The organism is Cognataquiflexum aquatile (assembly GCF_003316845.1).
Lineage (GTDB): Bacteria > Bacteroidota > Bacteroidia > Cytophagales > Cyclobacteriaceae > Cognataquiflexum > Cognataquiflexum aquatile.
In genome coordinates this window covers 810,643-836,029 of the sequence record NZ_QMIK01000001.1, presented here as the reverse complement: position 1 = coordinate 836,029, position 25,387 = coordinate 810,643, and the positions used below count along the sequence as shown (strand labels likewise).

The 25,387-nt window shown below is 41.1% G+C and carries 23 protein-coding genes; 14 read left to right on the top strand and 9 right to left on the bottom strand.

The features are described from left to right. Positions 1-165: 165 nt before the first annotated feature. Positions 166-1,017 (bottom strand): fumarylacetoacetate hydrolase family protein, encoded by an 852-nt coding sequence (locus DQW11_RS03420; RefSeq protein WP_113922587.1) that lies wholly within the window; start codon positions 1,015-1,017, stop codon positions 166-168. Between the two features lie 213 nt (positions 1,018-1,230). Between DQW11_RS03420 and DQW11_RS03415 the strand changes: the two genes are divergently transcribed. Continuing rightward, a complete protein-coding gene (locus DQW11_RS03415; protein WP_113923194.1) occupies positions 1,231-1,734 on the top strand; it encodes an RNA polymerase sigma factor in 504 nt (167 codons plus the stop codon). Further along, positions 1,724-2,317, top strand: coding sequence for a hypothetical protein (locus tag DQW11_RS03410; protein ID WP_113922586.1), 594 nt, complete (start codon positions 1,724-1,726; stop codon positions 2,315-2,317). Before DQW11_RS03415 ends, DQW11_RS03410 begins: the two co-directional genes overlap by 11 nt. A 58-nt stretch (positions 2,318-2,375) precedes the next feature. Here DQW11_RS03410 and DQW11_RS03405 read toward each other — a convergent pair whose 3' ends face one another. Together DQW11_RS03405 and DQW11_RS03400 are read right to left on the bottom strand one after the other, a co-directional pair. Further along, a complete protein-coding gene (locus DQW11_RS03405) occupies positions 2,376-3,263 on the bottom strand; it encodes an alpha/beta fold hydrolase (RefSeq protein WP_157966018.1) in 888 nt (295 codons plus the stop codon). 113 nt (positions 3,264-3,376) lie between these two features. Beyond that, positions 3,377-3,919, bottom strand: a complete 543-nt coding sequence (locus tag DQW11_RS03400) for a Crp/Fnr family transcriptional regulator (protein WP_113922584.1) — start codon at positions 3,917-3,919, stop codon at positions 3,377-3,379. A 379-nt stretch (positions 3,920-4,298) separates the two neighbouring features. Between DQW11_RS03400 and DQW11_RS03395 the strand changes: the two genes are divergently transcribed. Both DQW11_RS03395 and DQW11_RS03390 read left to right on the top strand, forming a co-directional pair. Beyond that, positions 4,299-4,754, top strand: a complete 456-nt coding sequence (locus DQW11_RS03395; RefSeq protein ID WP_113922583.1) for a (2Fe-2S)-binding protein — start codon at positions 4,299-4,301, stop codon at positions 4,752-4,754. A gap of 2 nt (positions 4,755-4,756) precedes the next feature. Next, positions 4,757-6,916: a xanthine dehydrogenase family protein molybdopterin-binding subunit gene (locus DQW11_RS03390; RefSeq protein ID WP_113922582.1), complete on the top strand. Its 2,160-nt coding sequence runs from the start codon at positions 4,757-4,759 to the stop codon at positions 6,914-6,916. A 215-nt stretch (positions 6,917-7,131) separates the two neighbouring features. On the opposite strand, the gene DQW11_RS03385 is transcribed toward DQW11_RS03390, so the two are convergent. After that, the gene (locus tag DQW11_RS03385) at positions 7,132-8,079 is read right to left on the bottom strand and encodes a transporter (RefSeq protein WP_113922581.1); all 948 of its coding nucleotides are present in this window, start codon (positions 8,077-8,079) and stop codon (positions 7,132-7,134) included. A gap of 455 nt (positions 8,080-8,534) precedes the next feature. On the opposite strand from DQW11_RS03385, the gene DQW11_RS03380 reads away from it, so the two are divergent. The 7 genes from DQW11_RS03380 (at position 8,535) to DQW11_RS03345 (ending at position 16,869) form a co-directional block, all read left to right on the top strand. Further along, positions 8,535-9,101 carry a TetR/AcrR family transcriptional regulator gene (locus DQW11_RS03380; protein ID WP_113922580.1) on the top strand — a complete coding sequence of 189 codons (567 nt, stop codon included), beginning with the start codon at positions 8,535-8,537 and terminating at the stop codon, positions 9,099-9,101. A 232-nt stretch (positions 9,102-9,333) separates the two neighbouring features. Beyond that, complete coding sequence (locus DQW11_RS03375; protein ID WP_113922579.1) at positions 9,334-11,721, top strand: arylsulfatase; 2,388 nt, start codon at positions 9,334-9,336, stop codon at positions 11,719-11,721. Positions 11,722-11,935: 214 nt separating this feature from the next. Then, positions 11,936-12,493, top strand: a complete 558-nt coding sequence (locus DQW11_RS03370; protein ID WP_232826663.1) for a glycine zipper family protein — start codon at positions 11,936-11,938, stop codon at positions 12,491-12,493. Between the two features lie 14 nt (positions 12,494-12,507). Then, positions 12,508-13,011, top strand: coding sequence for a nuclear transport factor 2-like protein (locus DQW11_RS03365; protein WP_113922578.1), 504 nt, complete (start codon positions 12,508-12,510; stop codon positions 13,009-13,011). Positions 13,012-13,364: 353 nt separating this feature from the next. Further along, complete coding sequence (locus DQW11_RS03360; protein ID WP_113922577.1) at positions 13,365-14,714, top strand: alanine/glycine:cation symporter family protein; 1,350 nt, start codon at positions 13,365-13,367, stop codon at positions 14,712-14,714. 297 nt (positions 14,715-15,011) lie between these two features. After that, a complete protein-coding gene (locus tag DQW11_RS03350) occupies positions 15,012-16,103 on the top strand; it encodes a glycerate kinase family protein (protein WP_113922575.1) in 1,092 nt (363 codons plus the stop codon). 229 nt (positions 16,104-16,332) lie between these two features. Next, the gene (locus tag DQW11_RS03345) at positions 16,333-16,869 is read left to right on the top strand and encodes an outer membrane beta-barrel protein (RefSeq protein ID WP_113922574.1); all 537 of its coding nucleotides are present in this window, start codon (positions 16,333-16,335) and stop codon (positions 16,867-16,869) included. Between the two features lie 133 nt (positions 16,870-17,002). On the opposite strand, the gene DQW11_RS03340 is transcribed toward DQW11_RS03345, so the two are convergent. Then, positions 17,003-18,781, bottom strand: a complete 1,779-nt coding sequence (locus DQW11_RS03340) for an acyl-CoA dehydrogenase (RefSeq protein ID WP_113922573.1) — start codon at positions 18,779-18,781, stop codon at positions 17,003-17,005. Positions 18,782-18,909: 128 nt separating this feature from the next. On the opposite strand from DQW11_RS03340, the gene DQW11_RS22190 reads away from it, so the two are divergent. Continuing rightward, positions 18,910-19,077, top strand: coding sequence for a hypothetical protein (locus tag DQW11_RS22190; RefSeq protein WP_157966017.1), 168 nt, complete (start codon positions 18,910-18,912; stop codon positions 19,075-19,077). Between the two features lie 21 nt (positions 19,078-19,098). On the opposite strand, the gene DQW11_RS03335 is transcribed toward DQW11_RS22190, so the two are convergent. The 3 genes from DQW11_RS03335 to DQW11_RS03325 form a co-directional block, all read right to left on the bottom strand. Then, positions 19,099-19,656, bottom strand: coding sequence for a sugar O-acetyltransferase (locus DQW11_RS03335; RefSeq protein ID WP_113922572.1), 558 nt, complete (start codon positions 19,654-19,656; stop codon positions 19,099-19,101). A 226-nt stretch (positions 19,657-19,882) separates the two neighbouring features. Further along, positions 19,883-20,419, bottom strand: coding sequence for a DinB family protein (locus DQW11_RS03330; RefSeq protein ID WP_113922571.1), 537 nt, complete (start codon positions 20,417-20,419; stop codon positions 19,883-19,885). A 1-nt stretch (position 20,420) separates the two neighbouring features. Beyond that, positions 20,421-21,695: a neutral/alkaline non-lysosomal ceramidase N-terminal domain-containing protein gene (locus DQW11_RS03325; protein WP_113922570.1), complete on the bottom strand. Its 1,275-nt coding sequence runs from the start codon at positions 21,693-21,695 to the stop codon at positions 20,421-20,423. Between the two features lie 258 nt (positions 21,696-21,953). Between DQW11_RS03325 and DQW11_RS03320 the strand changes: the two genes are divergently transcribed. After that, on the top strand, positions 21,954-23,705 hold the full coding sequence (locus DQW11_RS03320) for an ABC transporter ATP-binding protein (RefSeq protein ID WP_113922569.1): 1,752 nt from the start codon (positions 21,954-21,956) through the stop codon (positions 23,703-23,705). Between the two features lie 271 nt (positions 23,706-23,976). Further along, positions 23,977-24,417 carry a nuclear transport factor 2 family protein gene (locus tag DQW11_RS03315; RefSeq protein ID WP_113922568.1) on the top strand — a complete coding sequence of 147 codons (441 nt, stop codon included), beginning with the start codon at positions 23,977-23,979 and terminating at the stop codon, positions 24,415-24,417. 117 nt (positions 24,418-24,534) lie between these two features. Here DQW11_RS03315 and DQW11_RS03310 read toward each other — a convergent pair whose 3' ends face one another. Beyond that, complete coding sequence (locus tag DQW11_RS03310) at positions 24,535-24,951, bottom strand: response regulator (protein WP_113922567.1); 417 nt, start codon at positions 24,949-24,951, stop codon at positions 24,535-24,537. Positions 24,952-25,387 lie beyond the last annotated feature (436 nt).

Genomic DNA, 25,387 nt, shown 5'->3' with positions numbered 1-25,387 from the left:
AGCTTCTTTGACAGTAACCCAATTTTCACTTCAAATGGGACAGAAGACGGAAGTCGGAAGACCGATGTATCGGACAACTATATCATTTAACCAGATTTATGGTGAATTACCATTCTATTTGCACCAAAATTTAAGGATGGGAGTTAATTCAGAATTCTGAATTATTTAAGCTTGCTTCGCAACCTGCCTCGCCGTTCCCAATCCATCAATTCCCAATTCGACCACATCTCCCGGATTGAGGTAGCGTGGTGGTTTCAATCCCAAACCTACGCCTGAAGGTGTTCCAGTCGAAATCACATCTCCAGGTAACAATGTCATGTATTGGCTGATGTATGAAACCAATGTCGGAATGCCAAAAACCAAGTCTGAGGTATTGCTGTCCTGCATGGTTTCGCCGTTGACTTTAAGCCAAAGTCGCAGGTTGTGTGGATCGGAGATTTCATCTTTGGTAACCAAATATGGTCCAAGAGGAGCAAAGTGGTCTGCACTTTTTCCTTTGACCCACTGACCACCGTGGTGCAATTGAAAATCCCTTTCGCTGACATCGTTGTGAAGTACATAACCGGCCACATAATCCATCGCTTCTTCTTTGGATACATAGGTTGCTTTCTTGCCGATTACCACCGCCAACTCCACTTCCCAATCGGTTTTGGTGGAATTTATCGGAATCAAAATCGGATCAAAAGGACCGCAAAGTGACGAGGTTGCTTTCATAAAAAGTATAGGAACTTCGGGAACAGGCATGCCGCTTTCTTTGGCATGCAGGGAATAATTCAATCCCACGCAGAGTATTTTAGATGGTCTTTTGATGGGTGAACCAAGGCGTGTTTTATCACTGATTTCCTGAATGTTATGAATGTTTGAGTCAAGCCATGATTTCAGTCTTTCCAGACCATTTTTTTCTAAAAATTCTTCTGACCAATCTTCACCAAAACCGCTGCAGTCCAGCCATTTTCCATCAGGTGCGACGATTCCCGGTTTTTCTTTTCCTGTTTCTCCAAAGCGAATAAGTTTCATGTATTTGAGGTTATTAGGTTGTTAAGGTTACAAAGTTTTAAAGTTAGCAGGTTTTGGGTTTTTCCTACAACCAAAAATAAAAGATTGGAAAATAGCTGTGATACCCGATAATGACCAATATCAATCATATGTTGGCATATGAAAAAAAATTTTGCTTCTCATCTGTGATTTTTTTGAAACTTGACATACTAATGCAGTGAAGATTGATTCTTGATGGATATAAAAGAGCATTTTACCAAAGTTATTAAAGCCAATGAAGGTCTGATATACAAAATCACGACACTTTATACGGATGAAAAGCAGGACAGAAAAGACCTTTATCAGGAGATCGTTTACCAGCTTTGGAAATCCTTTGGCAGCTTTCATGAACAATCAAAAGTAAGCACCTGGATGTACAGGGTAGCGCTCAATACTGCCATCTTTCATCTCAAGCAATCCAAAAAAAGGCCTGTCACAATTCCTTTTGAATTGGAAATGGACAGGCTGACAGACGAAAGCGACAAGGCGGAGGAAGATAGAATCAAGCTTCTTTACGAACATATCCAACAATTGAATCTGCTAGAAAAAGGAATTATCCTGCTTTTCCTAGAAGGTAAATCCCACGAGGAGATAGCGGAAATTGTAGGAATCTCAATAAGTAATGTGGGAACGAAAATCTCCCGAATCAAAGAAAAACTTAAATCTCAAATCAAAAAAAACGCTGATTATGGAACTTGAAGAAATGAAGCTCGCCTGGAATGACCTGAGCAAAAGAGTAGAAAAACAAGAAATACTAAACCAACAAATGATAGAAAAAATGACAAAAGACCAATACCATAACAACTTGAAAAAAATAGCCCTTCCGGAATATATCGGAACCTTCATCTGCTATTTGGGAGCAGCGTATCTTTCAGTAAATGTCCCAAAATTGGAAGAGCCTCTGATTCAGTTTTTTGGGGTGATTTCGATCGCTTTGCTCCTGATTCTTCCTATCATTTCCCTTCAATCGGTCAGGGCTATGCGAAAAGTAAATCTTGCAGCTCAAACCTATTTGGAGACAATTCAGGTCTTTGGAGAACAAAAACTCAGATTTCAGAAACTTCAAAAGCTGAATGTTTCCTTAGGATTGTTTCTGATGGTGATCGGTGTTCCGGTGTTATTGTCCATACAGGGTGTAAGTTTGAACCCGACTCCACTTTTTTGGATGTTGTACTTTCCATTGGGTGTAATGTTCTTTTTGGGCTTTTCTTATTGGGTTTTCAAATATTACAACAGAAAATTGAAGGCAACTGAAAGGATATTGGCAGAGGCAAATGAATAGATATTCATACCATTAATAATTCTGAGGAAAAAAAAGCTCTCGTTTTAAAGCTTGGGCTTTATTTATTCCTTTTCAGCCATTCATTTATTCCATGGATAACCTGTTCCGGTTCCTCTTCCTGAGGGAAATGGCCTGCTGAGGCGATTTTGACTGTTTGGTGATTGGGAAATCCGCTTTCAAATTTCTTCAAATAGTGGGCTTTGATCACCGGATCTTTCATTCCCCAAATAAACAATACCGGTTTATCTTGAATAATGGACCGCTTTTGCCAAAGTTCCTCAAACCAATCTTGGTCATCTCTCAGAGAATGTGCAAAAGCCAATGCACCGTATCTTTCGCTACTGTTGGCAAAAGGTTTAGTGTATTGGGTTTTGAGTTTGCTGTTTAGTTTCTTTTCTCCAAATGAGCCGGGCAAAATGAATTTGGGAGAGAAATTTAATTGCCTGTATAAAAATGGCAGCAAAGGACTGTTAAGGATTTTCTTCAATTTGATGTAATCAGGCTCGATTTCACTACTCCAAAGCCATGAGTTGAGAATGACAAATCCCTTGAACCTCTCCGGATGCCGGATCGCCACATCCAATCCAATCGGACCTCCAAAATCGTGGACAAACATGGTAATGTTTGAAAGATCCATTTCGAGGATAAATTTCTCCAAAGTTTTGCTGTGGGTTTGGGTGCTATAATCATAGACTTTAGGTTTATCTGATAATCCAAAACCGATATGGTCAATGGCGATACATCGGTGGGTTTTGCACATGGACTTGATGACATTCCTGAAATCAAAACTCCATGAAGGGGTACCGTGAACAAACAGCAAAATTTCTCCTTTTCCTTCATCGATGTAATGAAGTTTATGAGGACCCACCTCAAAGTATTTTGATGAAAATGGGTATTCATATTTGTCAAGCCAGAATGGTTGAGGTCTGACAATGGAATTTGTCATTGTTAAAGGTGAATTGGAGATCATTTGATAGAAATTTTGAAATGAAACATGCTCCAAATTTCCACCATAAAGAGGAATTGAATCTTGGTCTATACCAAGATCAATTAGAAGAATCAAATTTTCACCGAGTTGAAAAGTTTTGAGAAGTTGGTCGGATCGATGCCAAGATATGAAGCTATGTACTTGTGTGGAACAAGCTGGAAAAGTTGTGAACTTCTTGCTCCAAAAGCACGAAACCTCTCTTCAATTGACAAAGTATGCAATTCAAGGTGCCGATTGATAATTCCTGCTAGAACGGATTCGGTGGCTTTTCGAAAGAACCTTTCCAAAGAATTGGATTCGTCAAAAAGTGCATTCAGCTCGGAAAAAGAAATTGCCTTCATCTCAGAATCTGAAAGGCATTGAATGGCATATTTGGAAGGTTTTTGAAAAAAGAAAGACTCCGGAACAGCACACATATCACCGGCAAAAGTAAAAGCCACAACATGCATTTTCTTTTCATTTTCAAAAAATGACATTTGGATACCGGATTGAATCAAATAAAGATTTTCCTGCACTTGCCCAGGTAGGGTTATGTATTCTCCTTTTTTGAAGACAACAGGCTTTAACCTCGAGTAAAGAAGTTCTTTGTCAGAAGCCGATAAATGATTTAGCAAAGTAAAGGAAGTTTTTTGGAGACTTTAATTTAGACATAATTTGAGAAATTGGTTTTGAAAGAATCAATAGTTGGACAAAATAGAAATTCAAAATATACCTCCAATTTGGATGATTAAATGAAATGAGAGATCCATTGCTTCTCACCATCCCTCTAAAATTCATTTATTTTTTAAAGTATTTTTTTTAACTTAATGATTTCCAATCGGTTTAATAAATGTTTCCAGCAAATCCCTGTTTTCAATAACCAACCCTTCGACAAGCTCAGGGACCTAAAACCAATAACCAATCCCTTAAACCTCTTACCTTTTACCTTCAACCTCTTACCTCTTACCTTTTACCCCTAACCATTAACCAAATAATCAATAACCAAACCGCGCCATGCAATACTCATTTATACTCAATGGAAAACCTGTTCAAGTCACCGCCGAGGAGGATGCCAACCTGCTTTGGACTTTAAGGGAAAGGTTGAAACTGACCGGAACCAAGTTCGGTTGTGGGGTTTCCCTCTGCGGATCCTGCACAGTTCATATAGATGGCAAACCTGTTAAATCCTGTATCACGTCGCTTTCCCAAGCCGAAGGTAAGAAAGTCACCACCATTGAAGGACTTTCAGATGACAGGAGCCATCCGCTTCAAGTGGCTTGGATAGAGGAACAGGTTCCCCAATGTGGGTATTGCCAGTCGGGACAGATCATGCAAGCTGCAGCTTTACTCGCAGAGAACCCCAATCCAAACCGGGAAGAAATCATCAAGCACATGAACGGAGTGCTTTGCCGCTGTGGTACTTACTTGAGAATCCTGAAAGCAATCGAAAAATCCACCCAAAAAGTCTAACCATGGAAAAGCAAATTGAATCACAGGGATTGAGTAGGAGAAAATTCCTAAAAGTGGGGGGAGGCATTACCTTTTTGGTGACCGCTGTCGGATTGCCGGCATTGGTTTTTAAGAGGGGAGAATTAGCTGAGAGCAAGCAGATTTCCGCTTGGGTTCATTTATCATCCGATGGTACAGTGACCATCTATAATCCCGCTTCGGAAATGGGGCAAGGGACAATGACTGCATTGGCAGCCATTTTTGCAGAAGAAATGGACGCAGATTGGTCCAAAGTGAAAATCGAAGACGCACCGGTGGAGCCTGATATTTACGGGATTGGTTGGGGCGGTGAACGAGGTGGAAGCATGTTGACTGTGGGAAGCCGCTCGGTAAGTGGTCATTATAATAATCTCCGTCAATCGGGGGCACAAGCAAGATATGTCCTGCTCTCTGCCGTAGCAGAAAAATGGGGAGTGGACAGAAAGGAATTGAAAACCGACTCAGGTGTGGTTTTTCATCCAAAAAGCAACAAAAAAATCACCTATGGAGAAATAGTTGAGTTCGTAAAAATTCCTGAATCAGTTCCTGAAATTCCGGATTCTGATCTGAAAAACCCGAAAGATTTCAAATTAATCGGCAGGGATTATCAACGGTATGATGTGCCATTCAAAGTGGACGGTTCGGCTATTTACTCCGGTGATATCCATTTACCGGGAATGGTTTACGCGGCCATCGTCCGATCGCCGGTGAATGGAACCCAACCTGAACTCAAAAATGAATCATCGATCAGAGGTATAAAAGGAGTTTTGAATTTAGTCAGTTTGAAGCATGGCATTGGGGTAGTTGCCGGCAATATGGAAACCGCCTTGAAAGCCAAAGCCATTATGGAAATCACCTGGAATGGTGACCCAAAAGCCAAATCCCACAACAGCCAAGACGCTTATGAAGAGTATGAGGCACTTTCCAAATCATCCAAAACAGGCAGCATTGTAGCCCAATCGGGTGATTTGAACAGAGAACTTCCGAAGGCACAAAAGACAATTCGGGCAGATTACAAAAACGATTATATCTACCATGCCCAGATGGAACCACTTAATGCGGTCGCCCATGTGAAAGCCGATTCGGCAGAAGTTTGGGTCGGTACGCAGGCAACCGATGGAACCCGAAATGATGTAGCCAACCATTTGGGATTGGATTTCAAATCTGTCAACCTGCACACCTGCTATTTGGGTGGAGGATTTGGGCGAAGGTCCATGACAGATTTTGTGATAGAGGCTGTGGACATTTCCAAGGCAGTAAACTTGCCTGTCAAATTACAATGGACACGGGAGGATGATCTCCAATACGGCGCTTTCAGACCGATTTCTTTGCAAAAATTGGAGGCAGGAATTGACCAAAACGGAAACATCAATTCCTGGAAACATGTGGTAATTGGGACAGGAGGCGGACTGTTGGGTTCGGGTGCTGACATTCCTTTTTATGACATCCCAAACAAATTGATCGAAGTCAGAAACATTGACCACGGAGTCCGGACCAAACATTGGCGGGCGGTGGGACATGGACCGAATAAGTTTGCGATTGAGACTTTTGTAGATGAAATAGCTTTGGAACAAAAGAAAGACCCATACCAACTACGAAGGGAACTGATGAAAAACCATCCACGGGAACTTGCAGTTTTGGATAAAGTGGCTGACATGGCTCAATGGGGTTCTCCGGTACCGGAAGGACGTGCCAGGGGAATTGCCTTTGCGGAGCGAAGCGGTTCATTGGCTGCCGGAATCTGCGAAATCTCCGTGGACAGATCCACCGGAAAAATCAAGGTGCACAAAATTTGGGGTTCATTGGACGGCGGAGTGGTCGTGCATCCTGCAAATGCCAAATACCAAATGGAAGGTTCATTGGTAATGGGTCTAAGCAGCGTACTTTTTGAGAGCATTACTTTCAAAGAGGGGCAGGTGGAGCAATCCAATTTCTACGATTATCCGATCTTAAGGATGGAAGATGCTCCTGAAGAAATCATGTTGGAAATCATTTCTTCTACCGAAAAACCAACCGGAATCGGAGAAGCAGGTTTGCCGTTTATGGGTGCAATCATTTCCAATGCATTCGCGGCCTTGACAGGGAAGCGGTTGAGACATATGCCATTTACTCCTGAGAAGGTTTTGGAAGTTTTATCTAGTTAAATTTTCAAAAAGAGATTAATTGAAATAAGGTAGAAATACGATAGAAATAAGGTAGAAATACGATAGAAATAAGGTAGAAATAGGATTGATATAAAGTTGAAATAAGATGGAATAATAGGGGAGAGGCTACACTAAAAAGTTTATTCCCCTTTCAAAATGAAATGTTTGTACGCTTTAGCAGAATTCGAAACTTTGCCCAATTAATCAATGATTGTTTAATCCTTTAAGTCAAACTTGGACTTACCGATCCATGAACGTTGCCATCCAAAGGAAAAGGTTGTAAAATCCTGACCAACCCGGACGATCGCTCCTGTACTCATGGCCAATTTGATCGAATTGGCTTTCCCAACTGGCATGACAGCGGTAAGCCCAATCCGGGTATTGTTCACCCTGTCGTCATTGTATTTGCCATTCAATGAAGATGTTCCTCCTACATAATATGTCCAATTAATTGCCACCCAAAACCTGGGTGTGATGTTATAGCTGAAATGTGTCTGAAAAGCGCCCATCGGTTCTTGGGTGCGCAAAGATGAACCGGGGAAAAACGTGTTATTTGCTGTAAAAAACCAACAGCCCGAATAGATATCCATAAGCCATCGCTTACCGAGAGGTTTGGATATGGCCAATTCGGGCCTGAATGACCAACGGTTAGTACCAAGGTTGATCAGTTTATCCGAAAAGAATTGTCCTGTTGGCGCAATAAGGTTCATGCTCACACCGATCACAGTCCTTCGTGGCGCTTTCATTACTTCAGCCAAACCAGATGATGGCCCCCCTTTGACAAGAACGGTGAGACGCATCCTGGAATCGGCTAATCCCGAGCGGTATTCTTGTCGAGGTTGGCCGGAAACCTTCCCCGATACTTGAGCCCAGGAATAAGGCAATGCAACCATTGCCTGAGAGGTGAGTCCGAAAAGATTAAAATTGTGAACAATTCCAAAAGATGCAGACTGTACAGTTGCATCCAAGTCCGTGATGGGCAATGTGGGATCAGTCAATACTGCTCCTGTGGAATAAGCGTAACCGGTAACAATTGTGGTGGTTTTGATTGGTAGCCAAAGATAGGCGCGGGGATCGAGATCCTGTGCCAGGAGAGGAAGTAGTGTCAACCATTGGAATAGCCCAATCAAACTTAACCTATGGTAATTCAGATAAATTTTCATGGTCTGTTGCTTTTAAATCCGAATTGACTCAAATCAAAATAAACTACCTAATCCATTTCATGCCTTGCTCTTTATCCAAGTATTCTCTTATGCCAAAGTAAAGAACAATACTATGTTCCCCATCACAAACTCCAAAGTAAACCTTAAATCCCACTTTACTCTACTTAAAAGTCTAAATATTATACCATTTTTTTAACATCGAAGTCGGCAATTATTGACTTGAAAAATAATTGTTCATCCTTTCAAACTTAAAATCTTTTGGCTCCAATTGTTAGACGGATACGTTTACAGTCGAATCCTATGGGATAATGTTTTTTTTTCTTTTTGATTAAGCGAAGATCATTGGCAATTCATCTAATATTCTTTAATTTAAAGTGGAGAAAGATGAATTGACTACCTACATTTAGCAATATTCCCCCGACAATTGGTTTAAAAATACAATACCATAGACCACCATGAGTAAAATAAATTCCATACATACCTGGATTGAAGCGGGGTATTCCCAATTTGCTGCCGAAGGCTTAGAGGGATTGCAAGTGGAGCGCCTTGCCCGAATAACAGGTCTAAATAAATCCGGGTATTATCATTATTTTGGAGATAAGGAAACCTTCCTTGAAAAATTAATGGACTACCATCTATTGGAAGTATCGAGCATGCCGGAGGATTTCCGGAAAATCCAAAAATTTGATCCTGAGTTTATGGAGGTGCTTATCAAGCACACCCCAAAATTGATGTTTCATAATCAATTGGTCAGAAACCGTCACGAAGAATTCCTGGAAATAATATATCAGGAAGTAAATAAAATGATTGATCCGATTGTCTCAGAAGTATTTGGTGAATTTATAGGTTTAAAAGACAACTATGAATTTTCTTCCCGATATTATCACCAAGTCCGGGATACTTTTTATAGTCAGATTACACTCAAACGGATGAACTATCCTTTTTTACGCAATTTTATATATGAGGCCAAGGATATGATCCAGCGTGCCCTTGAACTTGGTTCAGAAAAGAAAAAAGTGTAATCTCTCTTTTTCGTTTTTTGGTTCTCATTCACCTTTCCTTTTGCTGAAAGAGGAGACGCTACTTTGCAAAATTTCTACATTCAATTTTAGACGGTTAAGTCTAGATTATATTCTGATTTAAGCATTAATTTGATCGTCGTATTATGAAATTTGATATACAGCATGATAATTATCATGTTTTTACCATTAAATATTTCCCACATTTATTCTTCCAATCAAGCTCCCCTTTTCTATGAAGAAAAATTTAATCAAAGTTTTTGTCCTCCTGGGATTTATGGTTTTCATGTCTTGTAAAACCGATAATCAAGAAACTTCTACCGACATTTCTACAGTTGCAGAATCAGGTGAAATAGACCGTACCGTCCTTCCCATCAAAGCACCGACCCGTCCTACCCTTACGGAATTGGACGTACGCAATGCTACCCTGCCGGAGCGCTTTGAGGTAAAAGCCCCGGAAGGAGCTCCAAATGTGATCTTGGTGCTGGTCGACGATCTCGGTTTTGCAGGTACCAGTGCATTTGGTGGTCCGGTTGCAACGCCTACTTTTGACAGGCTGGCAAGTGAGGGAATTTACTTTAATAATTTTCACACCACTGCAGTATGTTCACCCACACGAGCAGCCATCAAAAGCGGGCGCAATCACCACGTGAATAATATGGCTTTCATTACCGAAATGGCAACAGGATTTCCGGGAGCCACAGGTGAAATCCCACAAAACGTGACCCCGGTGGCAGAGATGCTTCGGCTAAACGGTTATAGTACCAGTGCATTTGGCAAATGGCACGAAACAGCCACTTGGGAAACAAGTGTTTCCGGTCCTTTTGACCGTTGGCCTCACCGTCAGGGATTTGACAAATTCTATGGTTTTTTTGGTGGGGAAACAAACCAATGGGCTCCATTTGTATATGACGGAACCCATCCTGTAGAACTGCCTGAAGATCCCGACTACCATTTCATGAATGACATGACCAACCAGGCAGTGGCATGGATTAAATATCAAAAGGCACTCACCCCCGATAAACCTTACTTTATGTACTTTGCTCCTGGAGCAACACACGCACCTCACCATGTACCGGAAAGCTATATCAAAAAGTGGAAAGGCAAATTTGATGAAGGTTGGGATGTGATGAGAGAACAGATTCTTGCCCGTCAGATAGAAATTGGTATTGTACCAAAAGGAACTAAACTTGCTCCAAAACCTGAGGCAATTCCAGCTTGGGAGAGTTTGACTGCTGACCAGAAAAAATTATTTACCAAGCAAGCCGAAGTATTTGCGGGATTTCTGGATATGACTGACCATGAAATTGGCCGCTTACTCGATGCGGTTGATGCAACCGGGCAGGCTGACAACACTATGATCATTTTTGTATATGGCGATAATGGCACCAGTGCTGAAGGCGGTGCGAATGGCATGTTCAGTGAAATGACCTATTTCAACGGGGTACAGGAAACGGTGGAAGACATGCTGAAAAAATACGATAAATGGGGTGGACCTGAGACTTATCCGCACATGGCAGCAGGTTGGGCAGTTATGTTGGATGCTCCTTATCAATGGACCAAACAGGTGGGTTCAGATTTCGGTGGAACCAAAGTGGGAATGTCCATCCGCTGGCCAAAAGGAATAAAAGCCAACGGTGGATTGCGCACTCAGTTTAGTCATGTGATTGATGTAGCACCCACTATTCTTGAAGCTGCAGGCTTACCCGAGCCTAAAATCGTAAACGGTGTGGAACAACGTCCTATGGATGGAATCAGCTTGACGTATGCCTTCAATGATGCCAAAGCAAAGGAAAGACATACTACGCAGTATTTTGAGATTGCCGGTAACCGTGCCATTTATCATGAAGGTTGGTATGCTCGGACTATCCATAGAGCACCATGGGAAAGGACAGTAAGAAGACCTTTGGCCGAAGACATTTGGGAGCTTTACGATGTTGCCAATGATTTCAGCTTAACAAATGACCTGGCCGCACAAAACCCTGATAAACTGAAAGAAATGCAGGCATTGTTTATGAAAGAAGCTGAAAAGAATCATGCGCTGCCTATTGATGACCGTCTTTTTGAGAGAATGATTGCTGCCAATGTGGGTCGACCGGACGTCATGGGAGACCGTAAGTCGCTTTCTCTAGCCGAAGGCATGGTAGGAATGTCTGAAAACGTATTCATCAATATAAAGAATAGGTCAAAAACCCTTACTGCTGATGTGGAAATACCATCAGGCAAAGTTGCCAATGGTATTCTCATAGCACAAGGCGGGAGATTTGGGGGCTGGGCATTGTATGTTAAAGACGGTATTGTGGCTTATGATTATAATTTCCTTGGAATGCAACGCTTTACTGTCAAGGCCACTCAAAAGCTGACACCCGGAACCCATACCATCAAGTTTGATTTTGTCTACGATGGCGGAGGTATTGGAAAAGGAGGTTTGGCAACACTATATATAGATGATAAAAAAGTGGGAGAAGGACGCATTGAACGAACTCAATCTGCTATATTCTCAGCCGATGAAACAGCAGATGTGGGCATTGATTTGGCTACTCCTGTGGTAGAAACGATTGGTGCTGAAGCCAAGTCTAAATTCAATGGACGTATCTCCAAACTGATCGTGGAAGTGAAATAGATTGGTATACGATTTCTAAAAAAAAAGAAATACCCAAAAAGAACAGAGCTAGGTGATAGCAATCATGATTCTAGTTGGGTATTTTTTTTAAAACTTGGGCTGAAACGGAAAAGAAAAAAGATGAAGAAAACCCTTTGGTTGCTTGAATATCTATTCCACAGCCAAAGGATTATGATGATTTCATGAATTTAAATTGACCTAAAAAACTAAAAAAATGAAAAAGAGCAATAAGTTGAAATCATTTGTAGGGACCGTATTCCTGATGGTTTTGCTTTCTTATAGTCAAAACCTGTATGCGCAGGTTCCCATGACTCAATCGGTTCCCGATACGACCAAGATGACCTATAATCAGATTTCGCAGGGCTTGGGTCTGTTTATTTATCCATCCAAAGGACAAAGTCAGAATAAGCAAAAGCAAGATGAATATGAATGCTACCAATGGGCCATGGAGCAATCGGGTGTAGATCCATTGAACCTTCCAAAAGTAGAAGCCCAACAATCATCAGGTCCGACAGGAGGAGCTGTGGTGGGAGCGGCCAAAGGCGCAGCGGCAGGTGCTGCCATAGGTGCCATTGCAGGAGATACGGGTAAGGGAGCTGCTATTGGTGCCGCGGCTGGTGCTATGAGGGGAAGGCAGCAAGGGCAAAAGGCTCAAGCTCAACAAAATCAACAGGCACAGGCTAATGCATCTGCAACAGAACAAGCAGCAAAAGATAAATTTAAGAAGGCTTTTTCGGTCTGCATTGAAGGTAGAGGATACACTGTCAAATAATTAAATCGAGAAAAATGAAAAATCTAATCATACTCACAGCATTGACAATTGGTTTGTTTTCTTGTTCACCCAACAATGAAAAACAGCATCAGGAAAATATAGAATTGGTTAAAAATTATATCCATGCAGTTGAATCCCTCAATTTTGAATCTATGGGAAACTATCTGGATACGAACTATCTCGGTATTGGACCCTCTTTTGGAGATTCTATTGGAAAAATGGAAGCCATCGAAAACTGGAAATACAATGTTGAAAACCTATATGAAACCATCAAATACAACCGATCAAGGTTTGCCTCTGTGACCATCCCGGATGGTGACGGCAAAGGTGATTGGGTAGCCAACTGGGCCGAACTGGAAATTGTGTATAAAGACAGCATAGGGTCAGCCACCATTTGGGCGAATACAAATTACCTGATAGAAAACGGCAAGATTAAAAAAAGCATTACGTTTTATAATGAAGCGGATGTCTTGAGGCAATTGGGATATGTAGTGGTCCCTGAGGATTGGCTGGAGTAAAATTCATCCGGCCGTGAGAATACTTTACTCATACTTAAAGTGTTGTCAAGCCACAATTGGAGATGGGAAAATCAGCTTTTTTTGATTTATAATTTTGGATATTATCCAAATAAACCTTGCAAACTGAGCTATCCAAATAAGGCATAATCTAATGCCTTATTTGGGTAGCTCATGTTTTTTTTAATACAATTTGAAAGAACCGATGATATTTAGGTAAGGTAATTTTGTTGTGACTTTGGACAAATGAAAAATTATTCGGCATTAATGCTTCAATTGAAAACCCATTGAAGCCATATCTATTTGTATTTCCCAAAAAATGCTTTTAATATGCCCGTTCATTTATACCACAACACATGGGAGATTTTATAATTGACTTCAGTAACTGGATTTGGGATATACCGATGCTCGCTTTGCTGATGGGAGGAGGCTTGATTCTCTTCATTTATTCCGGGTTTTTGCCATTCAGGTATTTTGGCCATGCTTTGAAGGTCGTCAGAGGGAAATATGATACAGAGAACGTTCCCGGACAGATTTCGTCCCAACAGGCACTTTCAGCAGCAATTGCTGCTACAGTCGGGATGGGAAATATCAGCGGTGTCGCCATTGCAATCAATATGGGTGGTCCGGGTGCCATTTTTTGGATGTGGATGTCAGCATTTGTTGGTATGGCGACCAAGTATTTTACATGTAGTCTCGCCCTCATGTACCGTGGCACCGATACTGCCGGGGTAGTTCAGGGTGGTCCCATGTATGTGATCGAACATGGAATGGGCAAAAAATGGAAGCCTTTGGCAATTTTGTTTTCCGTTGCTGGGGTTTTGGGACTACTATCAATTTTTCAGGCCAATCAATTGACTGAAGTATTTCGGTCAGTAATGCTCCAACCGTACGGACTTGACAATGGAGAGCCTACCAAATGGATTATTGGAATAGCCATGATGGTTCTTGTTGCCATTGTGATTTTGGGCGGTATCCAAAGAATAGCTGCTGTCGCGTCTAAGTTGGTGCCGTTTATGGTGCTTCTTTATTTTGGCACGGTAATGTTGATTGTGATCAAATACTTTGGTCGGATTCCTGAAATGTTATGGTTGATCGTAGAGGATGCATTTACAGGTAATGCGGTAATGGGTGGAGCAGTTGGTGCTGTTATGGTGATTGGGGCAAGAAGGGCAGCATTTTCCAATGAGGCTGGAATCGGTACCGCACCAATGGTTCACGGTGCTTCCAAAAACAATGAGCCTGTACGGGAAGGAATGATTGCAATGCTCGGACCTTTTATCGACACCATTGTGGTATGTACGCTGACTGCTTTGGTGATTATGCTTACGGGTGTATGGGAAAATGCAGAAAATGATGGGGTCAAACTTACCCTTGAGGCTTTTGAAATGGGACTTCCCGGAATTGGAAAATACCTGCTCATGTTGGCTGTTCTTATTTTTGCACTTTCGACGATGTTCACCTACTCTTTTTATGGACATAAATGCTTCAATTACCTTTTTGGAGCGGATAAAGCCGATTATTACAATTACTTCTACCTCATCACCATCGTAGCTGGTGCGGTAGTATCTCTGAATGTTGTGGTGAGTTTTATTGATGCGATGTATGCCATTATGGCGATTCCGACAATGATATCGACCCTTTATTTGGCCCCAAAAGTTAAAGCCGCCACCAAGGATTATTTTGCCAGGATGAAGGGGAAGTAGTCTTATTACAGGGTTGTCGAGTTGTCCGCTAAAGCTGTTGTCAGGTTATCTAAAAATGGTTGTAATTGTTGTAACCTTCGTGTTGTAATTGTTGAGAGGATATAGGGTTGTCAGGTTGTCCGTAAAAGTTGATTTCAGGTTGTCTGTAAAAGCTGATGTCGAGATGAAATGGGATCAACAAAAACTTGACAACTTGACAACTTGAAAACCCGACAACAACTACAACAACTACAACAATTACAACCACTAAAACCACTACAACCATTACAACCACTACAACCCTTCCACCCCCTCCAAATGAACCTCCTCATCGCCCCAAATGCTTTCAAAGGAACGATTGATGCTGATGAAGCGGCGGAGATTATCGGGAGTGCGATATTGGAAAAAATGCCGGATGCGATTCTGACGGTTTGCCCGATCGCGGATGGTGGGGATGGAACCTGCTTTTTGCTTGGAAAGGCATTGAAATTAGAGCAGGTTTTTGAAATTGCCTTAGATCCTTTGGGAAGGCCGATACAGGGATTTTACTTTTTGGATCCTGGGCAAAAGACAGCTTACCTGGATGTATCCACAGTTTCCGGAATCAAGTCATTGATGCCTTACGAAAAGAATCCTTGGATTACAAGCACATTTGGAACTGGGGAACTGATCAAAAAGGCTGCTGACGCCGGAACCGAACATATTATTTTGGGATTGGGAGGAAGTGCAACAGTGGATCTAGGGATCGGGATTTTGAGAGGTTTGGGATTTTTGTTTTTGGATGAAAAAGGAAGGGAAATTCCGGTTTTTTCAGAAGGTTTTATTTCCAAAATCCGATTTATACAAAGCCCGATACCAAAACCAAACTTAAAATTCACATGCCTCTGCGATGTGAACAATTATTTTTTTGGTCCCTCCGGAGCCATTCCCGTTTTTGGTCCCCAAAAGGGATTGAAAAAGGAGGATCTGGAAAAGTTTGAAAATGATTGTTCCAAAGCATTGGAATTAATGGCCAATAAATCAGGAAAGCAGTTAGCAGACAGAGAAAGTTTCGGTGCTGCGGGAGGAATTGCCTTTGGGCTAACTTTCTTTTTTCCGGTGGAAATAGAGATGGGTGCAAAATGGTTTTTTGAAAAAATCAGTATAGAATCCAAGATCAAGTCATCAGATATCATCATCACAGGAGAAGGCAAGTATGACTCCCAATCAGCGTCAGGAAAAGGAAGTTTTGAACTGTTGCAGTTGGCAAGAAAACACGGAAAAAAAACAACTCTGATCACCTCGGGAGATGTAGGAAAAGAGTCAGATTTTGATCAGGTAATCCTATTGCCGGAATTGGATTTTGGAGAAAGCGGATTTGAAATAAAAGCCCGAAAAAATCTAAAAAAAGCTATTTTTAGTAGCTTTTGAGATTCTTAGTGTATTATTTTTGAGATAAAAAGGAGTGTATATTTTTTGATTTTTTTATTCTTTTTTAGGTGTTTAAGAGCCCCCTGAAGCTTGTACATAACACATCAATTTTAACTCTAGAATTTGCTATAGACTGGGAGTGTTGATAGACGGTTCCGTGCAACAACGCTAATACAGTTATTGTTATATTTGTACATTATTTTAACCAAAATTTTAAACCCAACCTGTCATGAAAAAATTACTACTTAGTTTAATGTTTTTGTTGCCTATTTCATTGTATGCACAAGTAAATAGTCTTACTGTTGGAGGTGGATATGTATTTACCAATATCGAAGAAGCGGATGCAGATGCATCAGGATACAGGATCAACCTCCAGTATGACTACCAGCCTATCGGAAGTGCCGTTTCTTATGGTCTTCACTTTGGATACATCAATGTAACCGGATCGACCAGCCAAACGGATTATACCATTTCTACTTTGCCTATTGCCTTTGTACCAAAATTCTATTTTGGAGATGGAAATTTGCAGCCTTTTCTCAAAGGGGTAATTGGTGTCCAGTTCTCAGACATTGAAAGAGCGGGCTCAGCTACTACCCTGACTGCAAAGGATTCAGGTATCATTGCAGGTCTCGGTGCCGGTGCCCGATATGTGGTGAGTGAGAAAATATCTTTGAATCTTGATTATGAGTTTGCCTACCTCGCCAACAGTTTTTATCGAGATGGCTATATGAACTCAGTTTCACTTGGTTTAGGATTTAATTTCTAAGAAATCCCAACCTGTTTGAAATTGCTTCTAGTAAAGAATTCCAGGTATTTAATTCAAATTTTAGCCATGAAGGATTTCTAACTTCCTTCATGGCTTTTTTGTTAAAGTACCCAGATTGTATATTGGATAATTTTTAGAACCATTCCCCTTTCATCTCCACTGTCACCATATCATCTGAAACAAGTCTTTTGCCAAGACCATCCATTTTGACAAGTTCGTATTCGAAGAAATAGCGCATGGCCATCAGTTTTCCCTTGTAGAAATCATTTTCAGAGCTTCCTCCATCCAAAGCTTCTTGGACAGAGATTCCCTGCCTCAGCCATTGCCAAGAAATAGTCAGGATGCCGATGTATTCCAGGTAAAGCGAGGCATCTGCAAGAAATTCTTCCGGATTTTGGGAAGCTTTGCCAAATAAATGGAAACTTGTCTGTTGGGCTCGCTGGAGGTATTTTTCTAGTTTTTCAGCAAATGGGATCAGGTGGGTGAGTTTTTTTGCTGAGCTTATGGTTTTCATGATTTCACCAGCAAAAAGCTGAAGGGCTTTTCCTTCCTGCATCAATACTTTTCTTCCCAAAAGATCCAATCCATGAATCCCCGTCGTCCCTTCATGGATGGGATGAATGCGTGCCTCGCGGTAATATTGCTCTACCGGAAAGTCCGTCGTATAACCAGCTCCTCCTAAAATCTGTACCGCGGCAGATGTTGTCAAACAGCACATTTCTGAAGGGTAGGACTTTGCAATAGGTGTAAGCAGGTCAAGCAATAATGATGCTTCTTCTTTTTCTTTTCCATCAGCTACATGGACCATGTCCCCCAGTTTTGCACAAAAAAATAAAAGGGAAAGTGCACCTTCCGTCACTGATTTTTGGAACAGTAGCATGCGTTTCACATCTGCATGTCCGATGATCGGAATTTGGGGTTTTGAGGGGTCTTTTTCGGTGATTTTACGTCCCTGAGGTCTCTCCTTGGCATAAGCAAGGGAAGATTGGAAAGCGGCAGTGCCAATGGCAGCAGCATTCATCCCGACTCCGACCCGAGCTTCATTCATCATCTGAAACATGTAGGACAATCCCTTATTGGCCTCCCCGACAAGGTAGCCTTCGGTACCGTCATTTGATCCGATCATCAGGTGGGCTATCGGTGCTCCTTTGTAGCCCATCTTGTGGTAAATTCCTTCGGTAAGCACATCATTGGGTTCATTGTCCGGAACTCGTTTTTGGGGAACAACAAACAAAGAAATTCCTTTCACTCCTGCCGGGGCGCCTTTTATACGGGCGAGCATGAGGTGAATGACATTTTCACAGGCATCATGGTCTCCACAGGAAATGTATATTTTTTGGCCTTGTATTTTATAAACCCCTTCCTTCTCAGTTGGAATTGCAATTGTACTGAGGTCAGTGAGCGAAGAACCTGCATCTGGTTCGGTTAGTGCCATGGTTCCCTGCCATTTTCCATTGTACATGTTTGGGGTGAATGTGTCGATCAGTTGCTGACTGCCAAAAGTCCTGATCAGTTTGGCAGCACCTGTAGTCAAAAAAGGATAAACGGAACTGGAATAGTTCGCCGCCTGAAAAATAAAACCTGCTGCAAGATGGATGGTATTCGGCAATTGTTGTCCACCTTCTTCATAGCTAAAAGTGGCATTGATCCAACCGTCTTGCCCAAACTTCCGGACAATCTTTTTCATGCCTTCATGCACTTGGATTTTCCCTCCGATAAGCTGAGGTTCATTCCTGTCCATGTCGGTCAGCAACGGAAAAAGTGAAGTCACCGCAATTTGATCGGCTGCCTCCAGAACCATTAGGAAGGTTTCCTGACTGTGGTCTTCGAAGTATTTGAACCGGGTCAGGTCTAGTACCTTTAGGTTTTCGAAAAGCTGGAATTGAAGGTCACGTTTGGAGTAGAAGGGCATGGTTAGAAGGGTTGGTGTTGTTATAATGGTTGAAAATGTTGTCGGGTTGTCATTGTTGTAGGGTTGTCAAGTTTTCGAGTTGTCATTGTTGTCGGCTTCCCCGTCATTCTGAACCGCAGCCTGCGAAGATGAAGAATCTCTCATTGCTGAGATACTTCTCCGCCGCGGCGGAGAAGTGTGACGATCCAGTTTGTCAGGTTTTCAAGTTTTTGAAAATCCCTTTAAATCTTGACATCAGCTTTAGGGAAGGACTTGACAACAGCTTTAGCCGACAACAGCTTTTTAGGATAACTTGACAACACGAAGTAAATAACTTTTTAAACCAAACTCCGGATCACTTTGCAGGGATTTCCTGCGGCGATAACATCATCTGGGATATCTTTGGTGACTACAGATCCTGCGCCTATGATTGACCTCGATCCGATGCTGACTCCCGGACAAATTATAGTAGAACCACCGATCCAGACATCATCTCCGATCGTGATGGGTTTGCCAAATTCGGCCAGACTTCCCCTGACTTTATAATCCGTAGGATGGGTAGCAGCATAAAATTGGACATTTGGAGCGATAAGCACCCTGCTTCCAAGAGTTACCGGCGTCACATCCAAAACCACACAGTTGAAATTGAAAAACACGTCATCGCCTGCCGTGATATTATAGCCGTAGTCACAAAAGAAGGGAGGTTCAATCCAAAAATTCTTGCCTTTCTTACCGATCAGTTTGGCGAGGATACTTTCCCGCAATTCCGTTTCGTCAGGATTCGAATCGTTGAGTTGCTTGGTCAATTGCCTTGCTTGTAGTCTTTCCGCAACCAATTTCGGATCTGAAGCAAAATACAATTCGCCGGCAAGCATTTTTTCTTTTTCGGATTTCATAAATTAGACTTGAGATATGAGAAGTGAGATTAGAGATGAAATAAGGTAGATATAAAGTGGAAATAGATTGAAATATATTCTGGTTTGACCTTAGAATTGAGCGATTGAATCTGTTAAATTATATCGCTGAAAGCGTATTTCGCAAAGCATATTTCAACTATATATCTATCTTTTTAATAAGCTGAAAGCGTATTTCGCAAAGCCTATTTCTACCATATATCCCTCCTTATATTAAATTTTTTGCCTGATCAAGATGCCTATGTTCATGGGCCACGATGATGTCAATTGCCTTTTCGAGCGAATAGACTATTAATTTGTTGGCAGGAGAATGGATGATAGTCTTTTTTTCAAAAAACGGTTCCAATTCAATTATCCATTTTTTGAGTTCTTCTTGGTGGTTTTGAAACCTTTCCAATACGGTGGCATCGCCCTCTGTCACTTTTGGTTCCCAAAGCGGGAAAGTTTTGGCTTTTTTCTTTCCTCCGTCAGAAACTGATTTAAAAATCAAGTTGCCAAAGAGATTAGAAAAATAGGGAAATTTTGAAATGAAAGCGCCTTGAAAACTCCCGTGTTTAAGTTTTTCAAAAATTGGAAAATAGGTTCGATTAATGGTAATGAGGTGTTCAAAGTTTTCGGCTATGCTCCAGGTTTCTGCATTGGGTTTGAGGTGCATTTTCTCTACCGAAAGTGTAATGAAGACTTCAATTGCCTCGCGGGTTATGTTATCTATTGAATCAATCCATTTATCAATCTGCGTTGTCATGTCAATTGGTTAGTTGGGTGTTGTTATTTTGCTTGGAAAGTTTGGTAAGTTCTTCCATCAATACATTACCTGTTTCCTTTCCTAAAGACATTCTTGTCAAATAGGGGGCATGCGGAAGGTTTGGATTTTCAAAATAGCTTGGTTTGACGATATATCCCAAAGCATCCTGACTTAATCCAAGGATAAATTTTGGGCCCTCAGGCATAAGTTCTTTGGTTTTCATCCCATAGATCGGAGCGGTTTCTCCCGGATGACTTGCAAAAGTGGCCTCTCCAATAGAAAACCAAACAACTTCGGATTCGATCACATCAGTGACTTTTCTATCGACGATGATTCCTGCTGCAGAAAGTTGCTGCCAAGCTTCATTCAAAACAGGAAAAAACACGGTTTTTCTTTGGAAATTGAGTTTGGATTTGGATAAAGTTTTTGGTTTCAATAGGGAAGCAGTCGCTGATAATGCCAATTCTTGCCCTCTTTGCAAGGCTTTTTGATAACCACCATCTTTGTCAGTAGGCTGTATCCATCCTCCGATCGCACCTTGGAGAAAAAGATGTTCTCCACCCCATTCTTTTTCCATTTCTTTGTAAAATCCTGCTAAGTAATCAGCCGAAACCTCTGAATAAACAGCGTCCATATAAGTTGGGTGACAGGCAAAATTGGTCAGGGTGACTATGTTCTTTTGGTTCTTGTCCAGAAACTGTAACACCGTGACTGACCTGTCGATTTCCTCCTGACAGATATTAGCAACCCAATCTTCTCCTGATTCATTTTTGCCATACCTGATGGTGCTTTCCTGTAGGTTTTTGGAAGCTTTTTGAATCTGTTCGGCAACTGTCTGTACCAAAAAATCCATGTATTGCTTGTTTACACCGCTTTCTGAGAAATCTTTTCCCCAAAGCCCGACGACATCAGGCCCTGAATGTGTATGTGTGGAACTGATGACAATATTTTCAGGAGAAAAAGGAATGTCGAATTCCATTTGGGCAGTTCGTTCTCTGATTTTTTGTAAGTCCTGATACAGCAACCCGATGCAATCCAAGGTGACCAATGCCATTGATTTTTCACCGTCATGAAGCACAACAGCTTTGGCATAAAGGCTATCCAAAACGCCGGTAAAGGTTCTGTTTTGTTTGTCTCCGGCAATGAAGGAACCAATAGGAGGGTTGATGACTGCCTTTGATACCCCTATCTTAAGTTGATGAAATGGTTGAAGCTTCGGTGATGAACAAGAAAAGGTCAACCATGATATCAATATAAGGATGATAATTTTATTCATTAATTGTTGGGTTTCGTAAATTTTCTCTTTTCTTCAATTTCAAATTTATTGACTTAAGGTATTGAAAACTCAAACCATTTTGGAATTAAAATCAATAATTCATAAAAAAATAAGCGTGACCATTGACACCAAAGATCTTTTTTAAGGTCCATCCTCCAATGAAAACAAATATACTGAATTGAGAATAAATTCGATTCTACCAAAAAAAGAACTAATCAAGGTATTATGGTTGTTGTAACCAGTTTTTAACCCTTTGCTATGACTAAAACCAAACCAAAAGAAAACAGGGTAACCATGGCCCATGTGTTCAAAACCATCATTTGGCCCCGCAAGAATCAACTTTTCCTAGGGCTTTTTCTGATCATTATCAGCAGGCTTTCCGGATTGATTTTACCGGGTGCGAGCAAATACCTGATTGATGATGTCATCCCGTCCAATGACCTTGATATGCTGAAATGGCTGGTTTTGATTGTCGTCGGAGCAATAACAATTCAGGCAGTTACCTCTTATGCCCTCACCCAAATTCTGAGCGTGGAAGCGCAGCACTTGATTTCACAACTGAGATCCAAAGTTCAAAGACACATCATCCAACTGCCGATCCGCTTTTTTGACAATACAAAAACAGGAGAGTTGGTATCGAGGATTATGACAGATGTGGAAGGGGTACGAAACCTTGTGGGTACAGGGTTTGCACAGATGATCGGAGGGGTTTTGACCGCTGCGATTTCTTTGGGATTGTTGATTTATATCAGTCCTTTGATGACTTTATATGTCTTGGTTCCGGTGATTATTTTCGGGTTTATTTCACTGAAAGCCTTCAGTAAAATCAGACCGATTTTCAGAGAACGGGGAAAAATCAACGCTGAAGTCACCGGAAGGTTGACCGAAACCTTGGGAGGAATCCGGGTAATCAAAGGTTTCAATGCAGAAGCCCAAGAAATCAGAAGTTTTGAAGCAGGAGTAGAGCGCTTGTTTTTGAATGTGAAGGCGAGTTTGACTGCAACAAGTTTTGTAACCTCTGCAGCTACTTTTTTGCTTGGTTTGGCCTCTGCTGGTATAATGGGGATAGGTGGTTATATGATCATGGATGGACAGATGACCTTTGGTGATTTCTTGGCCTTCACCTTGTATTTGGGTTTTATGATAGCCCCGATTGTGCAGATGAGCAATATTGGAAGTCAGTTTACTGAGGCCTTTGCTGGATTGGATAGAACGGAAGAAATCATGAACAGGCCATTGGAAAGTGCAGGCGGTCAAAGAATCATTGCGATTCCACATATCAAGGGAGATATCAGGTTTGAGGATGTTTCATTTGCTTACGATGAGGGGAAAGAAGTTTTGAAAGGCATTTCATTCAATGCACCCGCCGGCTCAGTTACGGCTCTGGTGGGAACTTCAGGTTCTGGAAAAACCACCATAGCAGGCTTGGCGGCATCATTTCTCAATCCGGAATCTGGGTTGATTACTGTGGATGGCGTCGATATGCAAAAAATCACTTTGGAAAGTTTCAGGTCTCAGTTGGGTGTTGTTTTACAGGATGATTTTCTTTTTGAAGGAACCATCAAGGAAAATATTCTTTTCCCAAGACCAGATGCAACAGTAGAAAAATTAATGCAGGCAGTCAAGGCTGCCCATGTGCACGAGTTTACTGACAGGTTTGAAGATGGTTTGGACACTTTGATAGGAGAGCGGGGTGTCAAACTTTCCGGCGGACAAAGGCAGAGAATCGCTATCGCCAGGGCGATTTTGGCGGATCCACGGGTATTGATTTTGGATGAAGCCACTTCCAACCTGGATACCGAAAGTGAATCACTGATACAGGCGAGTTTGAAGGAATTGATGCAAGGCAGGACAACTTTTGTCATTGCCCATAGGCTGAGCACCATCCGGCAGGCAGATCAGATTTTAGTGATTGAGCAGGGAAAAATCGTAGAAAGGGGTCAACACGAGGAGTTGATTGCCAAGCAAGGAAGGTATTACCAGCTATATACCTATCAGGCTAGGATATAAGTCGTTAAATGGATTTTTGGGGCATTTGGAAGATGGTTTAATAATCAGCTTTCAAATGCTTTTTTTATGGTTTGGCCTAGGTCTTGATCTAAAAAGCCATCATTTATTTTTTTCATAAATGAAGAGTATTTTTTAGATATCAAAAATTTTAATAGAGAGAGAAAAATCTTTTTGGGTCCACCAAATTTAGAAATAACCGATTAAATAATTCCTTCAAAATGAGACCTGTGTCAGGATTGATTCCGAATGGATAATCATTTACTTTAGGATTATGAAAAAACAGATCTTACTTTATTTCTTTCTACTTCTCCTTGGTGCAAGGATGGAAGTATTCGCACAATCTTCTGAGGAACAGAATGTTTCCAAAGCCATTGACAGATTGGTTGTGGCCATGATCGCAGCTGATAAAGATATGCTTAATTCCCTTCTTTCGGATGCCCTTCATTATGGGCATTCCAGCGGCCTGATCCAGGATAAAGCCGGATTTGTCAATGAAGTTGTAAATAAAGCACCACTCGTGTATCAGTCCATTGAGAGGGAAAAAGAGGTGGTTCATCTTTCAAAAAAGACCGCTACAGTCAGCCATATATTGGTGATCAAGGGCAAGAATCCCGCCGGAGATCCAGTAAATCTCAAAATCGGCAATATGATGGTTTGGGAAAAGGAAAAATCAGGGTGGAAACTTTTGGCGAGACAAGCTTATAAATTATAAGCCAAGACAAGTGCTTTTAAATCAAAAATCCTTGACCACAACCGCCTAGGCAGTGATCAAGGATTTTCATTTTTGGAGGCTATTTATTAGAAAAATGGTAAGATTGATTTGGTGTTTTTATCCGTAAATCAGTTTTTTCATGTGGTCAACTGAAATCGGTTTAATGATATATTCTTGAATTTCAGGTATTTTTGTAATCGGATCAATATCGTCAGGGTGGATTGAGCTGCTGATCATAACAATCCTGAATTTGTTTTTGGTTCGCTTATCAAACTTCATGAATTGCTGAAGGAAATTCCAACCATTGGTCTTGGGCATGTGAAGGTCAAGCAAAACGAGTTCTTTTTCTCCTCGTTTTCTTGGTTGAGGCTTTTCTATACTAGAACTGATATAGTTCATTGCCTGACTTCCGTCGGGCAAGGATACAACCTCACCTTCAAAACCTAGATGGTTAATAAGTTTTTTGTGAACATGATTTGTGACAACATCATCATCGACCAAAATGATTTTGTTCCATTTGTTTGTGTAATTCATAGTAGGGTGAACTATTGAAATGCGGGTGACCTGTTTTGCATTTATTATTTTGATTTTTAAATCTAATAAAATACTTTTTAAAAAATGAAATTTTGCTTTGACATTTATATGATAAAAGTACAATTTTTTTATAAGTGGTTGATTTCTAATAAAATAAAATAATGGATTTAAACTCGTGCCAACATTTTTTTTTGCTTTTCATGATAATAAAAACGTTTATCAAATTTTGTTCGCACTTTTTGGACCACCTTTCTTCTATTATTCCAAGAAAAATTGAAAATTTTCAAGTTAAAACAAGAATTTTAGAAAAAGAGAGAATTATCTAAAGACGATTTTTGTCTTTGGAAAACTTTCTCTCTCAAATTTTTTATTTTCCAGTCATATTTTTTGCCGAAAGAAATATGTTTTGGCTGAACACAGATTTACTTTCAAAGAT